The organism is Pseudomonas sp. V88_4 (assembly GCF_029967985.1).
In the GTDB taxonomy this organism is placed as follows: Bacteria; Pseudomonadota; Gammaproteobacteria; order Pseudomonadales; family Pseudomonadaceae; genus Aquipseudomonas; species Aquipseudomonas glycinae.
On sequence record NZ_JASCAF010000007.1, the window covers coordinates 25,999 to 42,520 of the forward strand.

General features: G+C 57.9%; 22 protein-coding genes. 14 read left to right on the plus strand and 8 right to left on the minus strand.

Features of this window, described 5'->3' with window-relative positions:
• Window positions 1-6: 6 nt before the first annotated feature.
• Window positions 7-714 (minus strand): haloacid dehalogenase type II, encoded by a 708-nt coding sequence (locus QLG12_RS06425; protein ID WP_197869996.1) that lies wholly within the window; start codon window positions 712-714, stop codon window positions 7-9.
• 109 nt (window positions 715-823) lie between these two features.
• Here QLG12_RS06425 and QLG12_RS06430 point away from each other — a divergent pair, with 109 nt between their 5' ends.
• Entirely contained in the window at window positions 824-1,681 is an 858-nt protein-coding gene (locus QLG12_RS06430; protein WP_197869995.1) for a LysR substrate-binding domain-containing protein, read from the plus strand.
• A gap of 21 nt (window positions 1,682-1,702) precedes the next feature.
• Here the strand turns inward: QLG12_RS06430 and QLG12_RS06435 are convergent, their stop codons facing one another.
• From QLG12_RS06435 to QLG12_RS06450, 4 genes are all read right to left on the minus strand, one after another.
• Window positions 1,703-2,224: a hypothetical protein gene (locus tag QLG12_RS06435; RefSeq protein WP_197869994.1), complete on the minus strand. Its 522-nt coding sequence runs from the start codon at window positions 2,222-2,224 to the stop codon at window positions 1,703-1,705.
• A complete protein-coding gene (locus QLG12_RS06440; protein WP_197869993.1) occupies window positions 2,224-2,952 on the minus strand; it encodes an alpha/beta hydrolase in 729 nt (242 codons plus the stop codon). The genes QLG12_RS06435 and QLG12_RS06440 overlap by 1 nt, the downstream gene beginning before the upstream one ends.
• 3 nt (window positions 2,953-2,955) lie before the next feature.
• Window positions 2,956-3,453, minus strand: a complete 498-nt coding sequence (locus QLG12_RS06445) for a PAAR domain-containing protein (RefSeq protein ID WP_011335137.1) — start codon at window positions 3,451-3,453, stop codon at window positions 2,956-2,958.
• A 137-nt stretch (window positions 3,454-3,590) separates the two neighbouring features.
• Window positions 3,591-4,250: a ribonuclease T2 gene (locus QLG12_RS06450; protein WP_282474157.1), complete on the minus strand. Its 660-nt coding sequence runs from the start codon at window positions 4,248-4,250 to the stop codon at window positions 3,591-3,593.
• A gap of 165 nt (window positions 4,251-4,415) precedes the next feature.
• Here QLG12_RS06450 and QLG12_RS06455 point away from each other — a divergent pair, with 165 nt between their 5' ends.
• Entirely contained in the window at window positions 4,416-4,898 is a 483-nt protein-coding gene (locus tag QLG12_RS06455; protein WP_236195482.1) for a hypothetical protein, read from the plus strand.
• A 6-nt stretch (window positions 4,899-4,904) separates the two neighbouring features.
• On the opposite strand, the gene QLG12_RS06460 is transcribed toward QLG12_RS06455, so the two are convergent.
• Window positions 4,905-5,759 (minus strand): LysR family transcriptional regulator, encoded by an 855-nt coding sequence (locus tag QLG12_RS06460; protein ID WP_197869989.1) that lies wholly within the window; start codon window positions 5,757-5,759, stop codon window positions 4,905-4,907.
• Between the two features lie 101 nt (window positions 5,760-5,860).
• Here QLG12_RS06460 and QLG12_RS06465 point away from each other — a divergent pair, with 101 nt between their 5' ends.
• The 8 genes from QLG12_RS06465 to QLG12_RS06500 all read left to right on the plus strand — a co-directional run bounded on the left by QLG12_RS06465 (window position 5,861) and on the right by QLG12_RS06500 (window position 12,494).
• Window positions 5,861-6,502, plus strand: a complete 642-nt coding sequence (locus QLG12_RS06465) for an NAD(P)H-dependent oxidoreductase (protein ID WP_197869988.1) — start codon at window positions 5,861-5,863, stop codon at window positions 6,500-6,502.
• A gap of 123 nt (window positions 6,503-6,625) precedes the next feature.
• On the plus strand, window positions 6,626-7,063 hold the full coding sequence (locus tag QLG12_RS06470) for a hypothetical protein (RefSeq protein WP_197869987.1): 438 nt from the start codon (window positions 6,626-6,628) through the stop codon (window positions 7,061-7,063).
• Window positions 7,064-7,088: 25 nt separating this feature from the next.
• Window positions 7,089-7,586, plus strand: a complete 498-nt coding sequence (locus QLG12_RS06475) for a PaaI family thioesterase (RefSeq protein ID WP_236195484.1) — start codon at window positions 7,089-7,091, stop codon at window positions 7,584-7,586.
• Window positions 7,587-7,749: 163 nt separating this feature from the next.
• Window positions 7,750-9,468, plus strand: coding sequence for a copper resistance system multicopper oxidase (locus QLG12_RS06480; RefSeq protein WP_282474158.1), 1,719 nt, complete (start codon window positions 7,750-7,752; stop codon window positions 9,466-9,468).
• A gap of 11 nt (window positions 9,469-9,479) precedes the next feature.
• A complete protein-coding gene (locus tag QLG12_RS06485) occupies window positions 9,480-10,370 on the plus strand; it encodes a copper resistance protein B (protein WP_282474159.1) in 891 nt (296 codons plus the stop codon).
• Window positions 10,371-10,401: 31 nt separating this feature from the next.
• Window positions 10,402-10,776 carry a copper homeostasis periplasmic binding protein CopC gene (copC, locus tag QLG12_RS06490; protein ID WP_197869983.1) on the plus strand — a complete coding sequence of 125 codons (375 nt, stop codon included), beginning with the start codon at window positions 10,402-10,404 and terminating at the stop codon, window positions 10,774-10,776.
• Window positions 10,777-10,779: 3 nt separating this feature from the next.
• Window positions 10,780-11,643 (plus strand): copper homeostasis membrane protein CopD, encoded by an 864-nt coding sequence (gene copD / locus QLG12_RS06495; RefSeq protein WP_282474160.1) that lies wholly within the window; start codon window positions 10,780-10,782, stop codon window positions 11,641-11,643.
• A 59-nt stretch (window positions 11,644-11,702) separates the two neighbouring features.
• Window positions 11,703-12,494: a transporter substrate-binding domain-containing protein gene (locus QLG12_RS06500; protein ID WP_282474161.1), complete on the plus strand. Its 792-nt coding sequence runs from the start codon at window positions 11,703-11,705 to the stop codon at window positions 12,492-12,494.
• A gap of 3 nt (window positions 12,495-12,497) precedes the next feature.
• On the opposite strand, the gene QLG12_RS06505 is transcribed toward QLG12_RS06500, so the two are convergent.
• Window positions 12,498-12,707 carry a hypothetical protein gene (locus tag QLG12_RS06505; protein WP_197869981.1) on the minus strand — a complete coding sequence of 70 codons (210 nt, stop codon included), beginning with the start codon at window positions 12,705-12,707 and terminating at the stop codon, window positions 12,498-12,500.
• Between the two features lie 152 nt (window positions 12,708-12,859).
• A complete protein-coding gene (locus QLG12_RS06510) occupies window positions 12,860-13,219 on the minus strand; it encodes a DUF6124 family protein (protein WP_007955862.1) in 360 nt (119 codons plus the stop codon).
• A gap of 461 nt (window positions 13,220-13,680) precedes the next feature.
• Here QLG12_RS06510 and QLG12_RS06515 point away from each other — a divergent pair, with 461 nt between their 5' ends.
• The 4 genes from QLG12_RS06515 (at window position 13,681) to QLG12_RS06530 (ending at window position 16,345) form a co-directional block, all read left to right on the plus strand.
• On the plus strand, window positions 13,681-14,226 hold the full coding sequence (locus QLG12_RS06515; protein ID WP_197869980.1) for a PAAR domain-containing protein: 546 nt from the start codon (window positions 13,681-13,683) through the stop codon (window positions 14,224-14,226).
• Between the two features lie 10 nt (window positions 14,227-14,236).
• The gene (locus QLG12_RS06520; RefSeq protein ID WP_282474162.1) at window positions 14,237-15,019 is read left to right on the plus strand and encodes a hypothetical protein; all 783 of its coding nucleotides are present in this window, start codon (window positions 14,237-14,239) and stop codon (window positions 15,017-15,019) included.
• Complete coding sequence (locus QLG12_RS06525) at window positions 15,016-15,372, plus strand: hypothetical protein (RefSeq protein WP_282474163.1); 357 nt, start codon at window positions 15,016-15,018, stop codon at window positions 15,370-15,372. Before QLG12_RS06520 ends, QLG12_RS06525 begins: the two co-directional genes overlap by 4 nt.
• Before the next feature lie 250 nt (window positions 15,373-15,622).
• Complete coding sequence (locus QLG12_RS06530) at window positions 15,623-16,345, plus strand: hypothetical protein (RefSeq protein WP_282474164.1); 723 nt, start codon at window positions 15,623-15,625, stop codon at window positions 16,343-16,345.
• The last annotated feature ends 177 nt before the right edge of the window (window positions 16,346-16,522 follow it).

Below are 16,522 nucleotides of genomic sequence, written 5' to 3' on the forward strand. Positions count from 1 at the left end.
ACTCCTTTATGACCAGCCAAGGGATGCGAACAGCGGCAGCACTTCGTCCAGCGTGTTGAGGATCGCGTCGGGTCGATAGTCCGGCAGCAACTGACGCCCGGTGCCGCGATCGATCCAGACGCAGCGAAAATGCATGTCGCGGGCCGCCGTGTGGTCGAGCATCGGGCTGGCGCAGATGTGTACCACCTGATCGCGGCTGACACCCAGTTGCTCATGAGCGTAGTCGAACAGCCGCGGCGCCGGCTTGTAGGCGCCGGCCTGCTGCGCGGTGATTACCCGGTCGATGTGGCCGCCGAGTTGAGCGACGTTGCCGGCGATGATGTCGTCATCGGTGTTGGAGACGATGCACAGCTTGAAACCCTGGGCCTTGAGCTGCGCAAGGGTCTCGACGACTTCGGGAAACGGCGGCATCTGCGGGATCGCGGCGGCCAGGCGCTGACTGTCCTGGCTGGCACTCGCCAGCCCCAGTTCCTCCAGCGCCAGTTGCAGGCCGAGGGTGCTCAGCTCGCGAAACGAGCGGTGCGGCGGCGTCTGCTCCAGGCGATGTTCGTGGCGATCGTAGACCTCGATCAGGCGCCCGGCGTCGATCCGGTGTTCGCCCTTCTCGCTCAGGATCCGCTCGGCCACGGCGCGCAGGCCTTCGTCCCATTGAATCAAGGTGCCGTAGCAATCGAAGGTCAGCCATTGCGGGCGCGGTGTGTTGATCAAGGTCATGGGGCATTCCTCTGCAAGTGAGGACTTCAGCTTATGAACTCGGGGTGATAGTGTGAAATTAAATAAATAGCCGACCGTCAGTTGCAAAACCAATATCGAGAGCGCCGCCATGCTGGATCTGGAACTGCTGAAAACCTTCGTCTGCGTGGTTGATGAAGGCAGCTTCACCCGCGCCGCCGAACGCGTCCACCGCACCCAATCCACGGTCAGCCAACAGGTGCGCAAACTGGAAGACCTGGTCGGCCACCCCCTGCTGCTGCGTGATCGCACCGGGCTGAATGTCAGCGTCACCGAGCACGGCGAACTGCTGATCCACTATGCCCGTCGATTACTGGCCTTGTCCGCCGAGGCCAGCGAAGCCCTGGCCAGCGATCTGGATCTGGAAATCCTGCGCATCGGCATGCCGGAAGACTTCGACGCCCGACGCATGGCGCTGATCCTCGCCGGCTTCACCCGCAGCCACCCGCAAGCACGGCTGGAAACCGTCAGCGGCATGAGCCTCGACCTGCGCCAACGCCTCGACAGCGGCGAAATCGACATCGCCCTGATCAAACGCGAACCCGACAGCGGCCCCGCCTGGGCGACTTGGCCGGAGCGACTGGTGTGGGTCAAGGGTGCTGAGTTCGACTCTTCCAGTGGCGTGTTACCGCTGGCGCTGTTTCCCCAGGGCTGCCTTTACCGGCAACGGGCAATCCGCCTGCTCGACGTGGCGCAACGCCCCTGGCGCGTGGCCTTCGGCAGCCACAGCCTGACCGGCATTCAAGCGGCGGTGGCTTCAGGGCTTGGGGTTTCGGTGCTGCCGACGTCGGCGGTGTTGCCGGAGCATCGGATGTGCACGGACTTGCCGCCGCTGCCGCCGACGGAGCTGGCGCTGGTCAGCCGCGAAGGGGTGTTGAGTGGATTGCAGCGGGGTTTGGTGGAGTTTCTGCGGGGGGAATTGGGGGTGGATGCGGGGGGATTTGCTTGATCCCCCCAAATGGCGCTGAGCTCAGGGCTTGTTGACTTCGCGCAGCAGGTCGGCGACCGGGAGGTTCATGGTGTTTGAGTAGTAGGGTTTGTAGCCGTAAGCGGTGACGACGACTTTGCAGGGGATTTGTTGTTTGCCTGAGAGGAGTTGGTTCAGTTCGGCCGCTGATAATTGTCGTTGTGAACTACGGTTGCTGGACGTTTCGACCAGAAACGCGTTGGTAAGGTAGGAAAATCCGGCGCTTTCTCCCCGTCCCTTGTCAGAGTCAACCAAACCAACTGCGGAAAACTGGATGGCCTTGCCCACCGAAAAATCCACATCATCTGCCAAAGCACAGTTAAGAGTTCCCGAAACCATCCCTACTCTTTCACCTCTACCAAAAAGATCTAAAACATCAATATCAGACTCGTATCTAATGTCGTACAGAAGCGATCCGCTTTCTCTACCAACAGATATAAAACTTAAAGTGGCCGGGGGTTTTGCATGATCTTTGGCGCACCCCGCACAAGCAGCTAAAAACACGCAAAGGATAAACTTATACATTAGGAAAACTCTTCCATGATGGAGTCATACAACAAATCACTCGCTGATTTTGTTCCAGCTATCTGCGCAGTAAATAGCCCCAAAGCATTTGCATGATTCGTGTCGACATTAACATTGAGTGATGGCCCGCAGGAGATAAGCCATTTTTCTCCAAAGTCAGCCACACCGTCTGATGGATTTCTTTGGCTAGGTGTCGCCTTTATGTTAATCCAGTCGGCGGTGATGGGTTCAGGACGCTCGCGATATATATCTGACCCCAACCAAACCAACGTACCTTCACCTACGGGATCGAGCGTAATCAACATCTCGACTCTATAGCCCCACTCCGACATGATTTTTGTCAGATGCGCGCCATTCCATCCGCCAAGGCTATGACCCACGATATAGACAGGGCAACTTTTATAGGGAATTAGACTTAGAACATATCTCTGAATATCCCGTTTTCCTCTGACCTCGTTGTAGCCTAACCACTCTGATCGATACCTGCCTTCTTTCAACAGTTTTTCAGTTCGTTTATCAAAGCGCCGTCGTGCCTCCTGGATGTTTCCATATGGCCCTGAAAAGTAATAACTCTCCTTATCCCCAGCGCCTCCCACAAACACAACAACCGCCTTGGTGCTCTCCACCGGCACAGCCTTCACACTGACATCCTTCTTGTCCGTCAGCGTATGTTCCTTGTGCAGCTTGTAATTGTTGCCTTTCTCGCACGTAACCGTTTCCGCACCCATGCCTCATTCCTCCAGAAACAGTTTGATGGTTTCAGGAAGATGCGAACTGATCGTGTGGGTAAAACCGGCGGCGTCAGACACGCCATGCTCCATCCGACCGTCCGCGCGCTGAATCATATATGGATGATTCGGCATCGGTTCGCCGGTCGTGTCATTCACCAACTGCAACTTGTCGGTGAAATGCACCGGCATTGGCAGCAGGCCGCTGAAGGGGGCGTTCACCACGGTATCGCCGATGATCACGGTGCCAGATCCACCGATGACCACATTCCCATGCCCACCGGTGCTGTCCAGGGTGGCGGCGTTCAGGCCATTGATAAAAACCGTCGAGGCAACGCCACCGGTAATCGGACTGCCGCACGCCGACTTGTCGGTCATTCGCGCAGCGGGCAGCCCGTCGAAATTCACATTCGGCGAACCACTGACAATCGGGTTGGTGCCATGCCCCGGCAATGGGCAAGCGGTCGGGTCGGTCACTCGGGCAGCGGGTTTCCCGCTCATGAAAAGCTCCTTGCGGTGTCGCGTCATCATCCATTGGCGCGCAAGCATGAACAAAGTCGCGGCGTTGTTCAAACCCGCACGCAAAAAAACAGGCGCCTGAAAAGGCGCCTGTTTTTTGTGGACGGTAACCGCTCCGGTCAACGCGACGGCGGTACTCGAATATCCCCCGCCCGGCACTGGGTTTTCACACCCTTGCCGCAGGCGCCGAATTGCAGGTCCTTGCCCATGCACACGCGCACTTCAGAGAGTTCCGGGCCGTTGCAGATGACGGCGATGCCGTCTGACGGGATGCCCGGATTGCTCCTGCGGAACAGGTCGGCGATTTCCTGCGCTTCGAAGTAATAAGAGCTACTGAACGGCTGCAACTCTTGCGGGATTTTCACCGCGCCCACCGCTTTGTCCGCTTCGTCCAGATAGCCCATCGCGCCGAGGCCGCTGCAGGTGCCGTGCTTGCTCCATTCGTGGTCGAGGAGTTTTTTGGTCGGGAACAGCGTCAGGCCTTTGGCCGTTTCGGCGGCCGACAGGTTAGTCAGCGGCGGACAGGATTCCGGCCAGCCGCCCTTGGCGTATTGCGGCCAGAGGCCATGCAGGACAAAACCGTAACCCTTGCCGGTGCATTGCGGGTCGTCCTTGTGGGTCAGGCAAAAGGTCGGCGACCAGGACAACGTCAGCAGGTAGTAATCGAACACCCCCGCCACCGATTCCGCCTTGTTGGCAGAAGACTGGCGTGCCGAACTCAGGCCGATGCTACCGACCGTCAGCGCAATCAGCGCCATAATTGTAAAAAGCTTTTTCATGTTCCCGTTCCTTGGGACGCGTGCGTCCGTGGTTTCTGTGGTCTGACCGTCACGTGGTCAGGGGCTGATTGAGTCACGCTTGTGTTGCAGACGCATGACGCAGGGCAAAACCTGCATTACTTTGAAAGGACTACGATGTTGTTGAACTCAACACAGGGAACCGACATGAGTAAAGCAGACGAACTCGCCGCGAAACTCAAACAAACCCGGCACACCCATGCTGACGAAATCACCTGCGCGGAACTGGAGATCGATTGCTGGCCGGCTCAGGTCTACGCCTTGTATCACCGCATCGAGGGCTGGTTGCAACCGGTGACCGAGGTAGGACTGAAGATTCGGCGCAATCCTACCCATGTTTGCGAAACTTCGCCGGATGGCGAGTCCCACGACTACGCCATCGACCAGTTGATCATCGAAGCCAACCACCACAGCCTGACGTTCGACCCCATCGCCCGCTTCACCGAAGACGGCGCAGGGCGTGTGCAAATCGTCCTGCCGGGCCGCGAAGCATCGCTGCTGCGCACGGTCGATGAACACGGCGAAAGCCATTGGTGGTTGCAGACGCTTGAGACCGGGCAACAGCTGGATGCGATTGCGTTGACGGAAAACAACCTGTTGTTGGTGGTCCAGGAAGGGCTCGGTTTGTAGGAACCGTTACTGCCGCCGCGCCGAGCAATAGTCGACGATCACCCGGGAAACCGCTTCGATCATCTGCGGGTCCGCATGATTGGCCGTGAACAGGCGAAACTCGGCGTCCGGCAACGTCGGTAAACCCAACTCCGTACCGAGTGCCGCCAGCCCCGGCCCCAACTGGTTGGCGGCCATCGGCGCCACGGCGAACCCAGCTAAAGCGGCGGCACGCAAACCGGCAGTGCTGGTGCAAAGCATGGCGGTGCGCTGGGCGATGCCGGCCTGGGCCAGGCGAGTCAGCGCCGCTTCACGATACGGGCAAGGCTCGGGGAACAGCGCCAGCGGCAACGGTGTCGGCAACTGGACGATCGGTTGCGCCGACCACGCCCACACCAGCGGTTCCTGCCAGAGCAACAACCCCGAATCGTGCGTCTCGCATAGCGAACCGATGACCAGCTCCAGATCGCCTTGTTTCATCTTGCTCAGCAACGTGCCGGGAATATTCACCTGCACATCGATCTGCATCCCTGGATGCTGCGCCGCGCAATCCTGCAACGCCCGCAACAGTCGTTGCTCGACAAAATCCTCCGATACGCCAATCCGCACCCGCCCCTCAAACGGCGTGCGCGTGAGCTGCGCCCAGGCATCGCGATTCAGCGCCAGAATCGTGCGCGCGTAGGCGATCAAACGTTCGCCATCCGCCGTCAATTGCTGGGAGCGCGTCGTGCGCTTGAGTAGCGGCTTACCGATCTGTTCTTCCAGCCGCCGCAGATGACCGCTGACTGCCGATTGGGTCAGGTGCAGCTTTTCGGCGGCACGACTGAAGCCGTCCTCGTCGACAACAGTGACAAAAGTCTTCAACAACAAAGCATCGAACATAGTTTGATTCGTAATCAATGGCTGACTTATTTACGATTTATAGTGAGAAGCAAGCTATGTTGCAATGCTTGGCCTACCCCACCGGAATGTCGAGGCCCACCGTGACCACCCTCCTGCACATCGAATGCTCCCCCCGCAAACAGCGCTCAGCGTCCATGGAAGTGGCGCAGCGTTTCATCGAGCGTTATCGGCAAAATGCACCGAATACCCATGTCCGCACGCTCGATTTATGGAGCCTGCAACTGCCGGAATTCGACGAAGACGCGATGAACGCCAAGTATGCGGGCCTCAATGGAACGCCGCTGACACCCTCGCAACAATCGGCCTGGCGAATCCTCGAAGACCTCGCCGCCCACCTGTACCGGGCCGACGTGCTGGTGTTTTCGGTGCCGCTGTGGAATTTCAGCATTCCCTACAAGCTCAAGCATTTCATCGATCTGGTGTCGCAGAAAGACATCCTCTTCAGCTTCGATCCGGAGCGCGGGTTGCGCGGTTTGTTGCAAGGCAAGCAAGCCATTGTGGCCTATGCAAGGGGGATGGATTTTTCCGCGCAGTCGAGCACGCCGGCCGAGCGTTTCGACTTTCAGAAACCATACGTGGAAGCGTGGCTGGAATTCATCGGCGTGAGCGATGTGCACGCGCTGATTGTCGAGAAAACGATCTTCGGTGAAGAAGTGGATCGTGATTCGCGGGATGCGGCGTTACTTCAAGCCCGGAAACTGGCCGATCAATTACGTGGTTGAAAGTACTGGACAGGTAGCCACCCGTCAGATCTGACAGTAGACGGACAAGTGCCTTAGTCCTAAGTTGGCTCCAGCGGTGTGTTTCCTCAGGAATGCCCGCTGCTCAAATGGGAGACTCGACTCATGGATCTGTTCACGTGGCTAGCACTGACGAATTACGGCGCGGCTTTTCTGATTACTACCGCGTTCGCGTGCGCCTATCTAAGCCGCACCATGTACATGCCCTATCACGAAATTGCGGTAGGCCGCTCATGGAGTGAAGTTGATCCGCCTATGCAGTTATTGCTGCTGGCCCTGATTAAAGTGGTGGGCGCAACCAGTCTGGCTTTGTCCGTCGGTGGGTATTTTCAGCTGTATTTGCTGCTTTCGCGAGAATGGGCATTGGTTGTGCTGTTCGTTTTTCAAGGTTACTGCCTGATCGCAATCGCACCGCCAATCGTGGTGGCCATGTATGTGCGCCGCAAATCGAATGCCCATCCTCCGATCGTGAGCGGTTACTTCGCTCTACTGCTGACGTTGACGGGGTTCATGTTTGCTTGGCTGTCCGGACGTTTTTCATAACCCGCTCAGCAAAGAGGCTACTGTCATGAATCACGATTCTCTGTTCTGGAAAGTCGTCAATGGTCAGCTTCCTATGCCCAAGGCAGCGACCCTGCTGGGCTGGAAATTCATTGAATACGACCATGCCAATAGAGCGGCTCATATCGAGTTCGAAGCCACGACTTCTCTGACCAATCCTATGGGAAATATTCAAGGAGGAATGTTGTCGGCGATGCTGGACGACTGTATGGGTCCAGCAATTTACGCCAAACTGGCGCCAAATCAGATTGCGGTGACCGTTGAATCGAAAACCTGCTTTGTCAGTCCAGCCGTGCCTGGAAAAATTCTTGGTACGGGTCGAATTGATCATTTGAAGGGGGCAATTTGTTTTACCTCCGGCCAGCTCACAGATGAAGCTGGCAAGGTATTGGCCACTGCAACAGCCACCTTCCGTATCGGTAATCTTCGATGGCGTGGCCTTGCTGTCCCGAACGTGATCGCTAGAAACCTGTTAAAACGAGAAATATCCAAACAGATGAAATGACTCTTTTAAACCAGGTCAATCAACATCGACAACGGTGCGCAGATCCAAATCGTTGTCTTCACCACCTCGCTCAACCTGACACAACTGTAATCCGCCCCTCAGCCAGCTGAAAGCTGCCGCTGGTTAGCCTCCCCGTCATTGGTCAAACGGGGACTTCCAGCGCATGCCTTCCACCACCTCAAGACGCACCTTCGTCAAAGGCCTCGCCGCCGGCAGTCTACTCGGCGGCCTCGGCCTGTGGCGCACGCCGGTCTGGGCCTTGAACAGCCCTGGCCAGATAAATGAACTGAGCGGCACCGACTTCGAGCTGTTTATCGGCGAAACCCCGGTCAATTTCACCGGCCAGCCCCGCACCGCCATGACCATCAACGGCAGCCTGCCCGGCCCGCTGCTGCGCTGGCGCGAGGGCGACACCGTGACGCTGCGGGTGCGCAACCGGCTCAAGGACAGCACGTCGATTCACTGGCACGGCATTCTGCTGCCGGCCAACATGGACGGCGTGCCCGGCCTGAGTTTCCAGGGCATCGAGCCGGGTGGCGTGTACGTTTACCAGTTCAAGGTTCGCCAGCACGGCACCTACTGGTATCACAGCCATTCCGGCTTGCAGGAACAGGCCGGGGTCTACGGGCCGCTGGTGATCGACGCCCAGGAACCGGAGCCGTTCCAGTACGACCGCGACTACGTGGTGATGCTCAGCGACTGGACCGACGAAGATCCGACCAGCCTGATGAAGACCCTGAAAAAACAGTCCGACTACTACAACTTCCACAAACGCACCGTCGGCGATTTCATCCACGATGTCGGCGAAAAAGGCTGGGGCGCCACCGTTGCCGATCGCACGATGTGGGCGCAGATGAAGATGAACCCCACCGACATCGCCGACGTCAGCGGCGCCACGTACACCTTCCTGATGAACGGCCACGCCCCGGATAACAACTGGACCGGCCTGTTCCGCCCCGGCGAAAAATTGCGGCTGCGGCTGATCAACGGCTCGGCCATGAGCTACTTCGACGTGCGCATCCCCGGATTGAAAATGACCGTAGTCGCCGCTGATGGCTTGCACGTCAAACCGGTCCGCGTCGACGAGTTGCGCATCGCCGTGGCGGAAACCTATGACGTGATCGTCGAACCCGCCGCCGACGCCTACACCCTGTTCGCCCAGGCCATGGACCGCACCGGTTACGCCCGAGGCACCCTCGCCACCCGCGCCGGTTTGTCGGCCCCGGTGCCGGCGCTGGATCCGCGCCCGCTGGTGACCATGGACGACATGGGTATGGGCGGCATGGGCTCTGGTGGAATGAATCATGGTTCGATGGACATGAGCAGCATGGATCACTCGAGCATGAACATGGGCCCGATGCAGTCGCACCCCGACAGCGAAAAGGACAACCCGCTGGTGGACATGCAAGCCATGACCACCGCCGCGAAACTCGACGACCCCGGCCTCGGCCTGCGCAACAACGGTCGCTGCGTGCTGACCTACGCCGACCTGCGCAGCACGTTCGAAGACCCGGACGGCCGCGACCCGAGCCGCACCATCGAGTTGCACCTCACCGGCCACATGGAGAAATTCGCCTGGTCGTTCAACGGCATCAAGTTCTCCGACGCCGAGCCTCTGCTGTTGAAGTACGGCGAGCGGATTCGCCTGGTGCTGGTCAACGACACGATGATGACTCACCCCATCCACCTGCACGGCATGTGGAGCGATCTGGAAGACGAAAACGGCAATTTCCAGGTGCGCAAACACACCATCGACATGCCGCCCGGCTCCCGCCGCAGCTACCGCGTGACCGCCGACGCGCTCGGCCGTTGGGCCTATCACTGCCATCTCCTGTACCACATGGAAATGGGCATGTTTCGCGAAGTGCGGGTGGAAGAATGAGGACGCCGACCATGACTCGATTTGCCGCGTTTTCGTTGTCACTCCTGTCGATGGCTCCGGCCTTCGCCGCCAGCGACATGCAGGGCATGGATCACAGCCGGATGGCTGACATGCAGGGCATGGATCACAGCCAGATGGCTGATATGCAAAGCATGGACGACGGCATGATGCAGCCAGCCGCGCCGACCGAAAGCCGCACGCCGATCCCGGCACTGACCGACGCCGACCGCGCCGCCGTGTTCACCAGCCACGCCGGGCATCAAGTCCACGACAGCGCCATCAACACTTACTTCCTCGCCGACAAACTCGAATGGCAGGACGCCGACGACGCCAGCACCCTGGCCTGGGATTTGTCCGGCTGGATCGGCGGCGACATCGATCGGCTGTGGCTGCGCTCCGAGGGCGAACGCAGCAACGGCAAGACCGAAGACGCAGAAATCCAGGCGCTGTGGGGCCACGCGATTTCGCCATGGTGGGACGTGGTCAGCGGCGTGCGCCAGGACTTCAAACCCGGCGCCCCGCAAACCTGGGCCGCGTTCGGTCTGCAAGGCATGGCGCTATACAACTTCGAAGCCGAAGCCACGGCGTTCCTCGGCGAAAACGGCCAGAGCGCGATGCGGCTGGAGGGCGACTACGACATCCTGCTGACCAATCGCCTGATCCTGCAGCCGACCGCCGAACTCAACGTCTACGGCAAAAACGACCCGCAACGCGGGATCGGCTCGGGCCTCGCGAACACCGAAGCCGGGCTGCGCCTGCGCTATGAAATCCGCCGCGAATTCGCGCCCTATATCGGCGTGACCTGGAACCGCACCTACGGCCACACCGCCGATTACGCACGGGAAGAAGGCGAGGATCGCAGCGAAGCGCGACTCGTCCTCGGCGTACGGCTGTGGTTCTGAATCCCATCAAAAAACAACACCGAGGTCTTGCATGCGCACACTGAAAATCTCCCTTGCCCTCGCCAGCGGTTTGCTCCTGAGCACCCTGGCCCAGGCCCATCCGAAACTGCTGTCGTCGACCCCGGCCGAAGGTGCCGACGGCGCAGCGCCCGGCAAGATCGAACTGCGGTTTTCGGAGGATCTGCTGACCCAGTTCTCCGGCGCCAAACTGGTGATGACCGAAATGCCCGGCATGGCTCATTCGCCGATGCCGATGAAGGCCAAAGTCAGCGCCGGCAGTGACCCGAAAACCATGCTCGTCACCCCGCTCGCGCCCTTGCCGGCCGGCAGCTACAAGGTCGAATGGCGCGCGGTGTCATCGGACACGCACCCGATCACCGGCAACGTCACGTTCAAAGTGAAATGAGCGATGGCTGAACTGATCAACATCCTCCTGCGTCTGGTGCTGTATGTGGATTTGTTGCTGTTGTTCGGGCTGGCGTTGTTCGGGCTGTACAGCGTTGACGCGGTGCTGCGGTTTCGGCCGATGCTGCGCGGGATGGCGTTGATCGGGGCACTGCTGTCAGTGGCGGGACTGGTGCTGATGACCCGCGCCATGAGTGGCGAAACGGAGTTCGCGGCGCTGTGGCCGCACCTGCAAATGATGGTTTTGGAAACGAACCTCGGGCTGGCGTGGGCGCTGCGGATGATTGCGCTGATCGCCGTGGTGATCTGGCCGGGATTAAGGCTGACATCGATGGCCGGCGCCGTCGCCCTCGCCTCCCTGGCCTGGAGCGGACACGGCGCGATGGATAACGCGTGGCATCTGCTCAGCGACATCCTGCACCTGCTCGCGGCGGGTGCGTGGCTGGGCGCGATGCTCGCGTTGATCTTGATGGCGCGGCTCGACGCACTGTGCAGCGAGGCGCGCATTCGTTCCCTGGCGGATTCCGTCAAACGCTTCGAAGGCGTCGGCGCGGCGATTGTGCTCATCCTCTCGATCAGCGGCGTGGCGAATTACCTGTTCATCGTCGGCCCGACACTGGGCGAATTCCTGCTCGGCACTTACGGCATTCTGCTGGCGATCAAAGTTGTGTTGTTCGCGGGCATGCTGGTGTTGGCCGCGTTGAACCGATTCCACCTCGGGCCGTTGCTCGAACAGTCGCTGCGCGCCGGGCAACATCAAGTGGCGGCCAATGCATTGCGCCGCAGCGTGGCATTGGAGCTGGTGATTGCGCTGTTGATCGTGGGACTGGTGGCGTGGCTGGGTACGTTGAGCCCGGAACCGGGATGACACCCGGCAAACCCATTCACTACACTGGCCCGCACCTCCACTGCACAAGCCCGATCACAATGACAATTCGAAAAAGCACGATGATCTTCTGCGGCCTGCTGGCCATCGCCGGCGCCGCCCAGGCACAAGAACCGGCCTCGCACCTCGACACCATTCAGCAACAGGGCCAGTTGCGCGTCTGCACCACCGGCGACTACAAGCCCTACACCTTCAAACGCCCGGACGGCGGATTCGAAGGCATCGACATCGCCATGGCGCAATCCCTGGCCGACAGCCTCGGCGTCAAGGTCGAATGGGTGCAGACCACCTGGAAAACCCTGATGCCGGACATGCAGGCCGGCAAATGCGACATCGGCGTCGGCGGCATCTCGGTAACCCTGGAACGCCAGAAAAAAGCCTTCTTCAGCAACACCCTCGACGTCGACGGCAAGATCCCGCTGGTGCGCTGCGCCGACCAGTCCAAATACCAGACCATCGAACAGATCAACCAGCCGAACGTGCGTCTGGTCGAACCCGCTGGCGGCACCAACGAAGCCTTCGTCCACGCCTTCCTGCCCAAGGCGCAACTGGCGTTGCACGACAACGTGACCATCTTCGAGCAACTGCTCGACAACAAGGCCGACGTGATGATCACCGACGCCTCCGAAGCCCTCTACCAACAAAAACTCAAACCCGGCCTGTGCGCCGTCAACCCGAGCCAGTTCATGCAATACGGCGAAAAAGCCTACCTGCTGCCGCGCGACGACATCAGCTGGAAACTCTACGTCGACCAGTGGCTGCACCTGAGCAAAGTCACCGGCAAATACCAGAAAGTCCTGAGCGAATGGATCGCCGTACCCGCGGCTCAGTAAACCTCAGTCGTCATGCATCAGGCCGGAGCTGTACTGGTTGAAACTATTACCGATATTGCTCCCGCCGAACTTCAACGTATTCACGTTCCGCGCCTCCGGCGACTGACAGTCGCTGGAGAAACAACGGGTGGTGGTCAAGCCACCGGAGCCGGAGCAGGCGCTTAGAACCGAGACAGTTGCGACGATCAACAGCGCTTTGAGTGGGTTGTTCATGGTGTGTGGCGCTCGGGTGGGGTCGGGATCTTGTAGAGGGATCGTAGGCCTGCGCGGGGGGCGGGAAGATGAAACTTGCGGGGGTTTCAGCGTGGGTTCAGGTTGAACCCACGCCTGAAGATCAACCCTCCACCGCAGAGGGTTGCCCGAACCTACTTCGGCTCGACGTTATCCAGCGCCTGATTCACCGCCAACGACCCCAACATCACCAACTGCGCAATGCCGATGGCGGTTTTGCGGTGGGCGGGTTCCAGGGTGGCGGCGAAGTTGTTGAGCATTTCGGAGGCTGATCCCAGGGATTCGCTGGCGTTGGCGAGCAGGGATTCGGTGTCGTAGGCCGGGTTGGCGAAGTACATCGGGTCATGTTGGGTGTGGCTGCCCATGATCCGTTGCTGTGGGGTGAGGTAGTGATCGAGGGCGCGCTCGGCGGCTTCGTTCAGGGTTCGTGAATCGGGGAATTTGTAGGGGGAGACTGGATCGGTTTCTGGTGGGTTGGGTGTTGGTTTGAACATAGAGTAACTCCCGACGGATAAGAGGTTAGGAGCCGCCACCTTCGCTACCAAACTAGGGTGGAGGCCATACGCAGGTTGGTAGACCGGCCGTCAGGAACCCCGGCGCATCCGAAGATGCCCTGCGCATGACCACCATAAAACGAAGGCAATGAAAGCCTCCGCAAGACAGTAGTCTTGTGCTTCTGACGGAATCCGGGCTACCAAACCCGATCACTGTTTTTCAGTGACCCAGGAACGATAGAACCCCCGCGCTAGAGGCACAAGCCGGCGGATTCTGTCTTAGGTGTAGGGGGTGGCGCAAGGTTGTGTAGGGCCGAAGTAGTGTCAGATAGCTTCGTTTAAACACACTCAAATTTTGCTGTTTAAATTGACAGCCAACACCGGGCACGTCGCCGTCAGGCAACCACCAAAGCAACTCTGATACAGTCGGTGCCAGCTAATCCGTTGACAGGGAGTCAAACATGGCCAAGCCCGCCGCACGCATCACCGATCCCACCAGTTGCCCCATCCCCGGACACGGCCCCAAAGCCATTGCCTCCGGATCCCCCGACGTATTCTTCGACGGACTCGCCGCCGCCCGAAAAGACGACACCTGCACCTGCGGCAGCGCACTGGCCTCCGCCGTGTCCAGCACCGTATTCATCAACGGCAAAAATGCCGCGCTGGTTGGCACAGTCGGTTCACATGGAGACGTCGTGATCGGAGGATCGGGAACTGTGATTATTGGAGACTCACATACGCCTGCGCCGTTTACGCCACCGACGCCGATGATTATTCATCCTGGATGGATCAGCTTCACCATTCCCGGTTCTGAGTCCTATTTGGGCATGAACTGCATTGCTCACTTCGAAGATGGTTCGACCCAATCCGGAAATTTTGATATCACCAACACTGTGAAATTTCTCAACATCCGTGGAAAAGTCTGCCAAAAGCTAGAGTTCGGCTCTCAAGAAGAACTACCGACCGGCTCAATTTTCGACACGCTATTCAATGCATCATTGAAATAAGGATTGTTTCATGACTGAGCCATTGCTCGTAACGGGAAGCTACGTTGTCCAGAAAGCACACGAGCTTGAAAATTCGCCATTGGACATGGCGATTGCGGGTATGGAGGGGGCCGCCACAAGATTCTCTTTAGATGCCATATCAGATGCAAAAGTACGCAGCAACTACATGAGCAATATCAAGCGCATGTCAGTGGAAACCAAAGCCGAAGTCGCCGCAGGAAGGCTGAGTGCCCAAGAGGGTGCAGCATTTTGCCAAGAGATGCGAAATAGAATCCTGGTCGAGCATCGAAAATTCACCTCGGCACAAGGTGTGGCCTTCGCCGAGCGGAAGAAACGATTACCTCCGACGTTACAGGACACACTGGACAAGTACGCACTGAAAACGGCAAACGTCGAATACAACAAATTGACCCCAGAACAAAAGAGCAAAGTCTATTACGAGATGCTGGATTCAGCCGGCCGTGACAACGCACCGGTAAGCAAGGGAACTCAGAAATTAAGAATAATGGGAAAGGTCGGCTTACTAGTCACTGCGACCTTCGCCGTATATGAAATCATGAACGCTGACAACAAAGTAAAGGAAACAGCCCGACAAGGCATTATCATCGGCGGCGGCGCCGCTGGCGGTGGACTCGCAGGCTTGGGCGTTTCCGCATTCTGCGGCCCAGGCGCACTTGCTTGCGCGGTGGCAATCGTTCTGGCGGGAAGTATTGTGGGAGGAATTGCTGGTAGCGCAGTAGCCGACACCTTTGATGAAGAACTGGAGGAATTTTCCAAATGGGAAGTTCTATGACAAAGCAACAAAAAGCGGATGTGCGCTGGGCGTTGTCGGATGCCTTTGTTGATAACGAAGTCGACTATGCTGCAATTGCACGAAGGACAAGAGAATTCGATCGAGATGAAGTGAAGCGCATACTCTTCGAGGAGGTTGCTCCGATTTGCCATTCCAATCTTGAAAGCACGCTTCCGACTATATGGCTTTGTTTCAACAGACAGGAATTGGAAGATGACATTAAAAAAATGCTGGGAGCAAAAGAGAACAGCTGGTTCAAAAGAAAAGCCAACGCCTTATTGGTGACATGGCTGAAGAGCAGATACAAATATATCTGGACAGAAATAGAAAGGCAGTATCAAAACATAAGCTAATAACAAAGCGTCGCAACTCAAAACACTGGTGACCAAAACAATGGGGACAGATTTATTTACCACCTAGAAGTGAAAAACAAACCAATCCGTCCCTTTTGTCGTCCCTTTTGTCCGGACAAAACGCCGTGCTGGAGCTGACCGTTTAAAAAAGGCTTCACGTATGCAATCCGTCTGGACCTTCACTTCCACTCTCATGTTTTTTCATAGGCCGTCGATACCCTGCTAATTCAGACGTTCAAGGAATGACGACATGCCCCTTTCAATCAATTCTGTATTTATCCGGCCATCAACCGCTCAGCTGAGCCAAACCAGCCAGCCATTGACCACCAAATCCCTTAGTGAAAACTTGCTGAAAACCACGGTCAACATCAATCCGGCTGCAATTTACCATCCAAAAAATGAACCCCCCGCGCCGAGCCCGGAAACGGAATCGATCGAGAGCATGATCGCGCGCACCCAGTCGCCGGATTACCCGCAAATTGCCGAAGGGCACAAAAGCGCCCATCAATCGCTGAAACTCTCTTTCGAGGAGTTCCAATCAGCGTTGGCTCACAGCGATCCGGATCTCGCCGACAAGAAATTTGGCTTCACCATCGAAGCGGATGGCAGCCTCAAGGTTCTCGACAGTTCACGCCAGCTCAGCGCTTCCGACATGGATCGGCTGAACGAGCTGTTGAATGCTTCCAGTGAATTGAAATCGGCAGCGAGCAGCTACCGCGACGCCTCCATCGCCCTGGTGGCCGCCGACGCTACGTGGGGTGGTAACTTTACGGGCGGGTATATTCTGAACAAGGACAACTTCGCCAACACAATCGATCTGGGTGCCCTATTCCTTAAAAAAGGGACAACCCCAAACGCTGATACCCTGAACGGTTTCTTCTCCTCCCAGTTGTGGAGCAAGGGCGCGCGAATGACGCATGAAACAGTCACCCAGATGCCCGTAGGCGCCAATAAGGTCGACGTGACGGTTTGACTGGCAAGTTCTTGGAACTCACGCTACTTCACAGGAGAATAATGGACGAATAATGGGGACAGATTTGAATGGCACTTACTTAACAGCTAACCGATTGAGCTGAAAGCAAAAAATGAAGAAAAGCTGGCCTTGGTCTACGGTGATAGTTGCGAACACACACCAGAAAACCAAGGACAC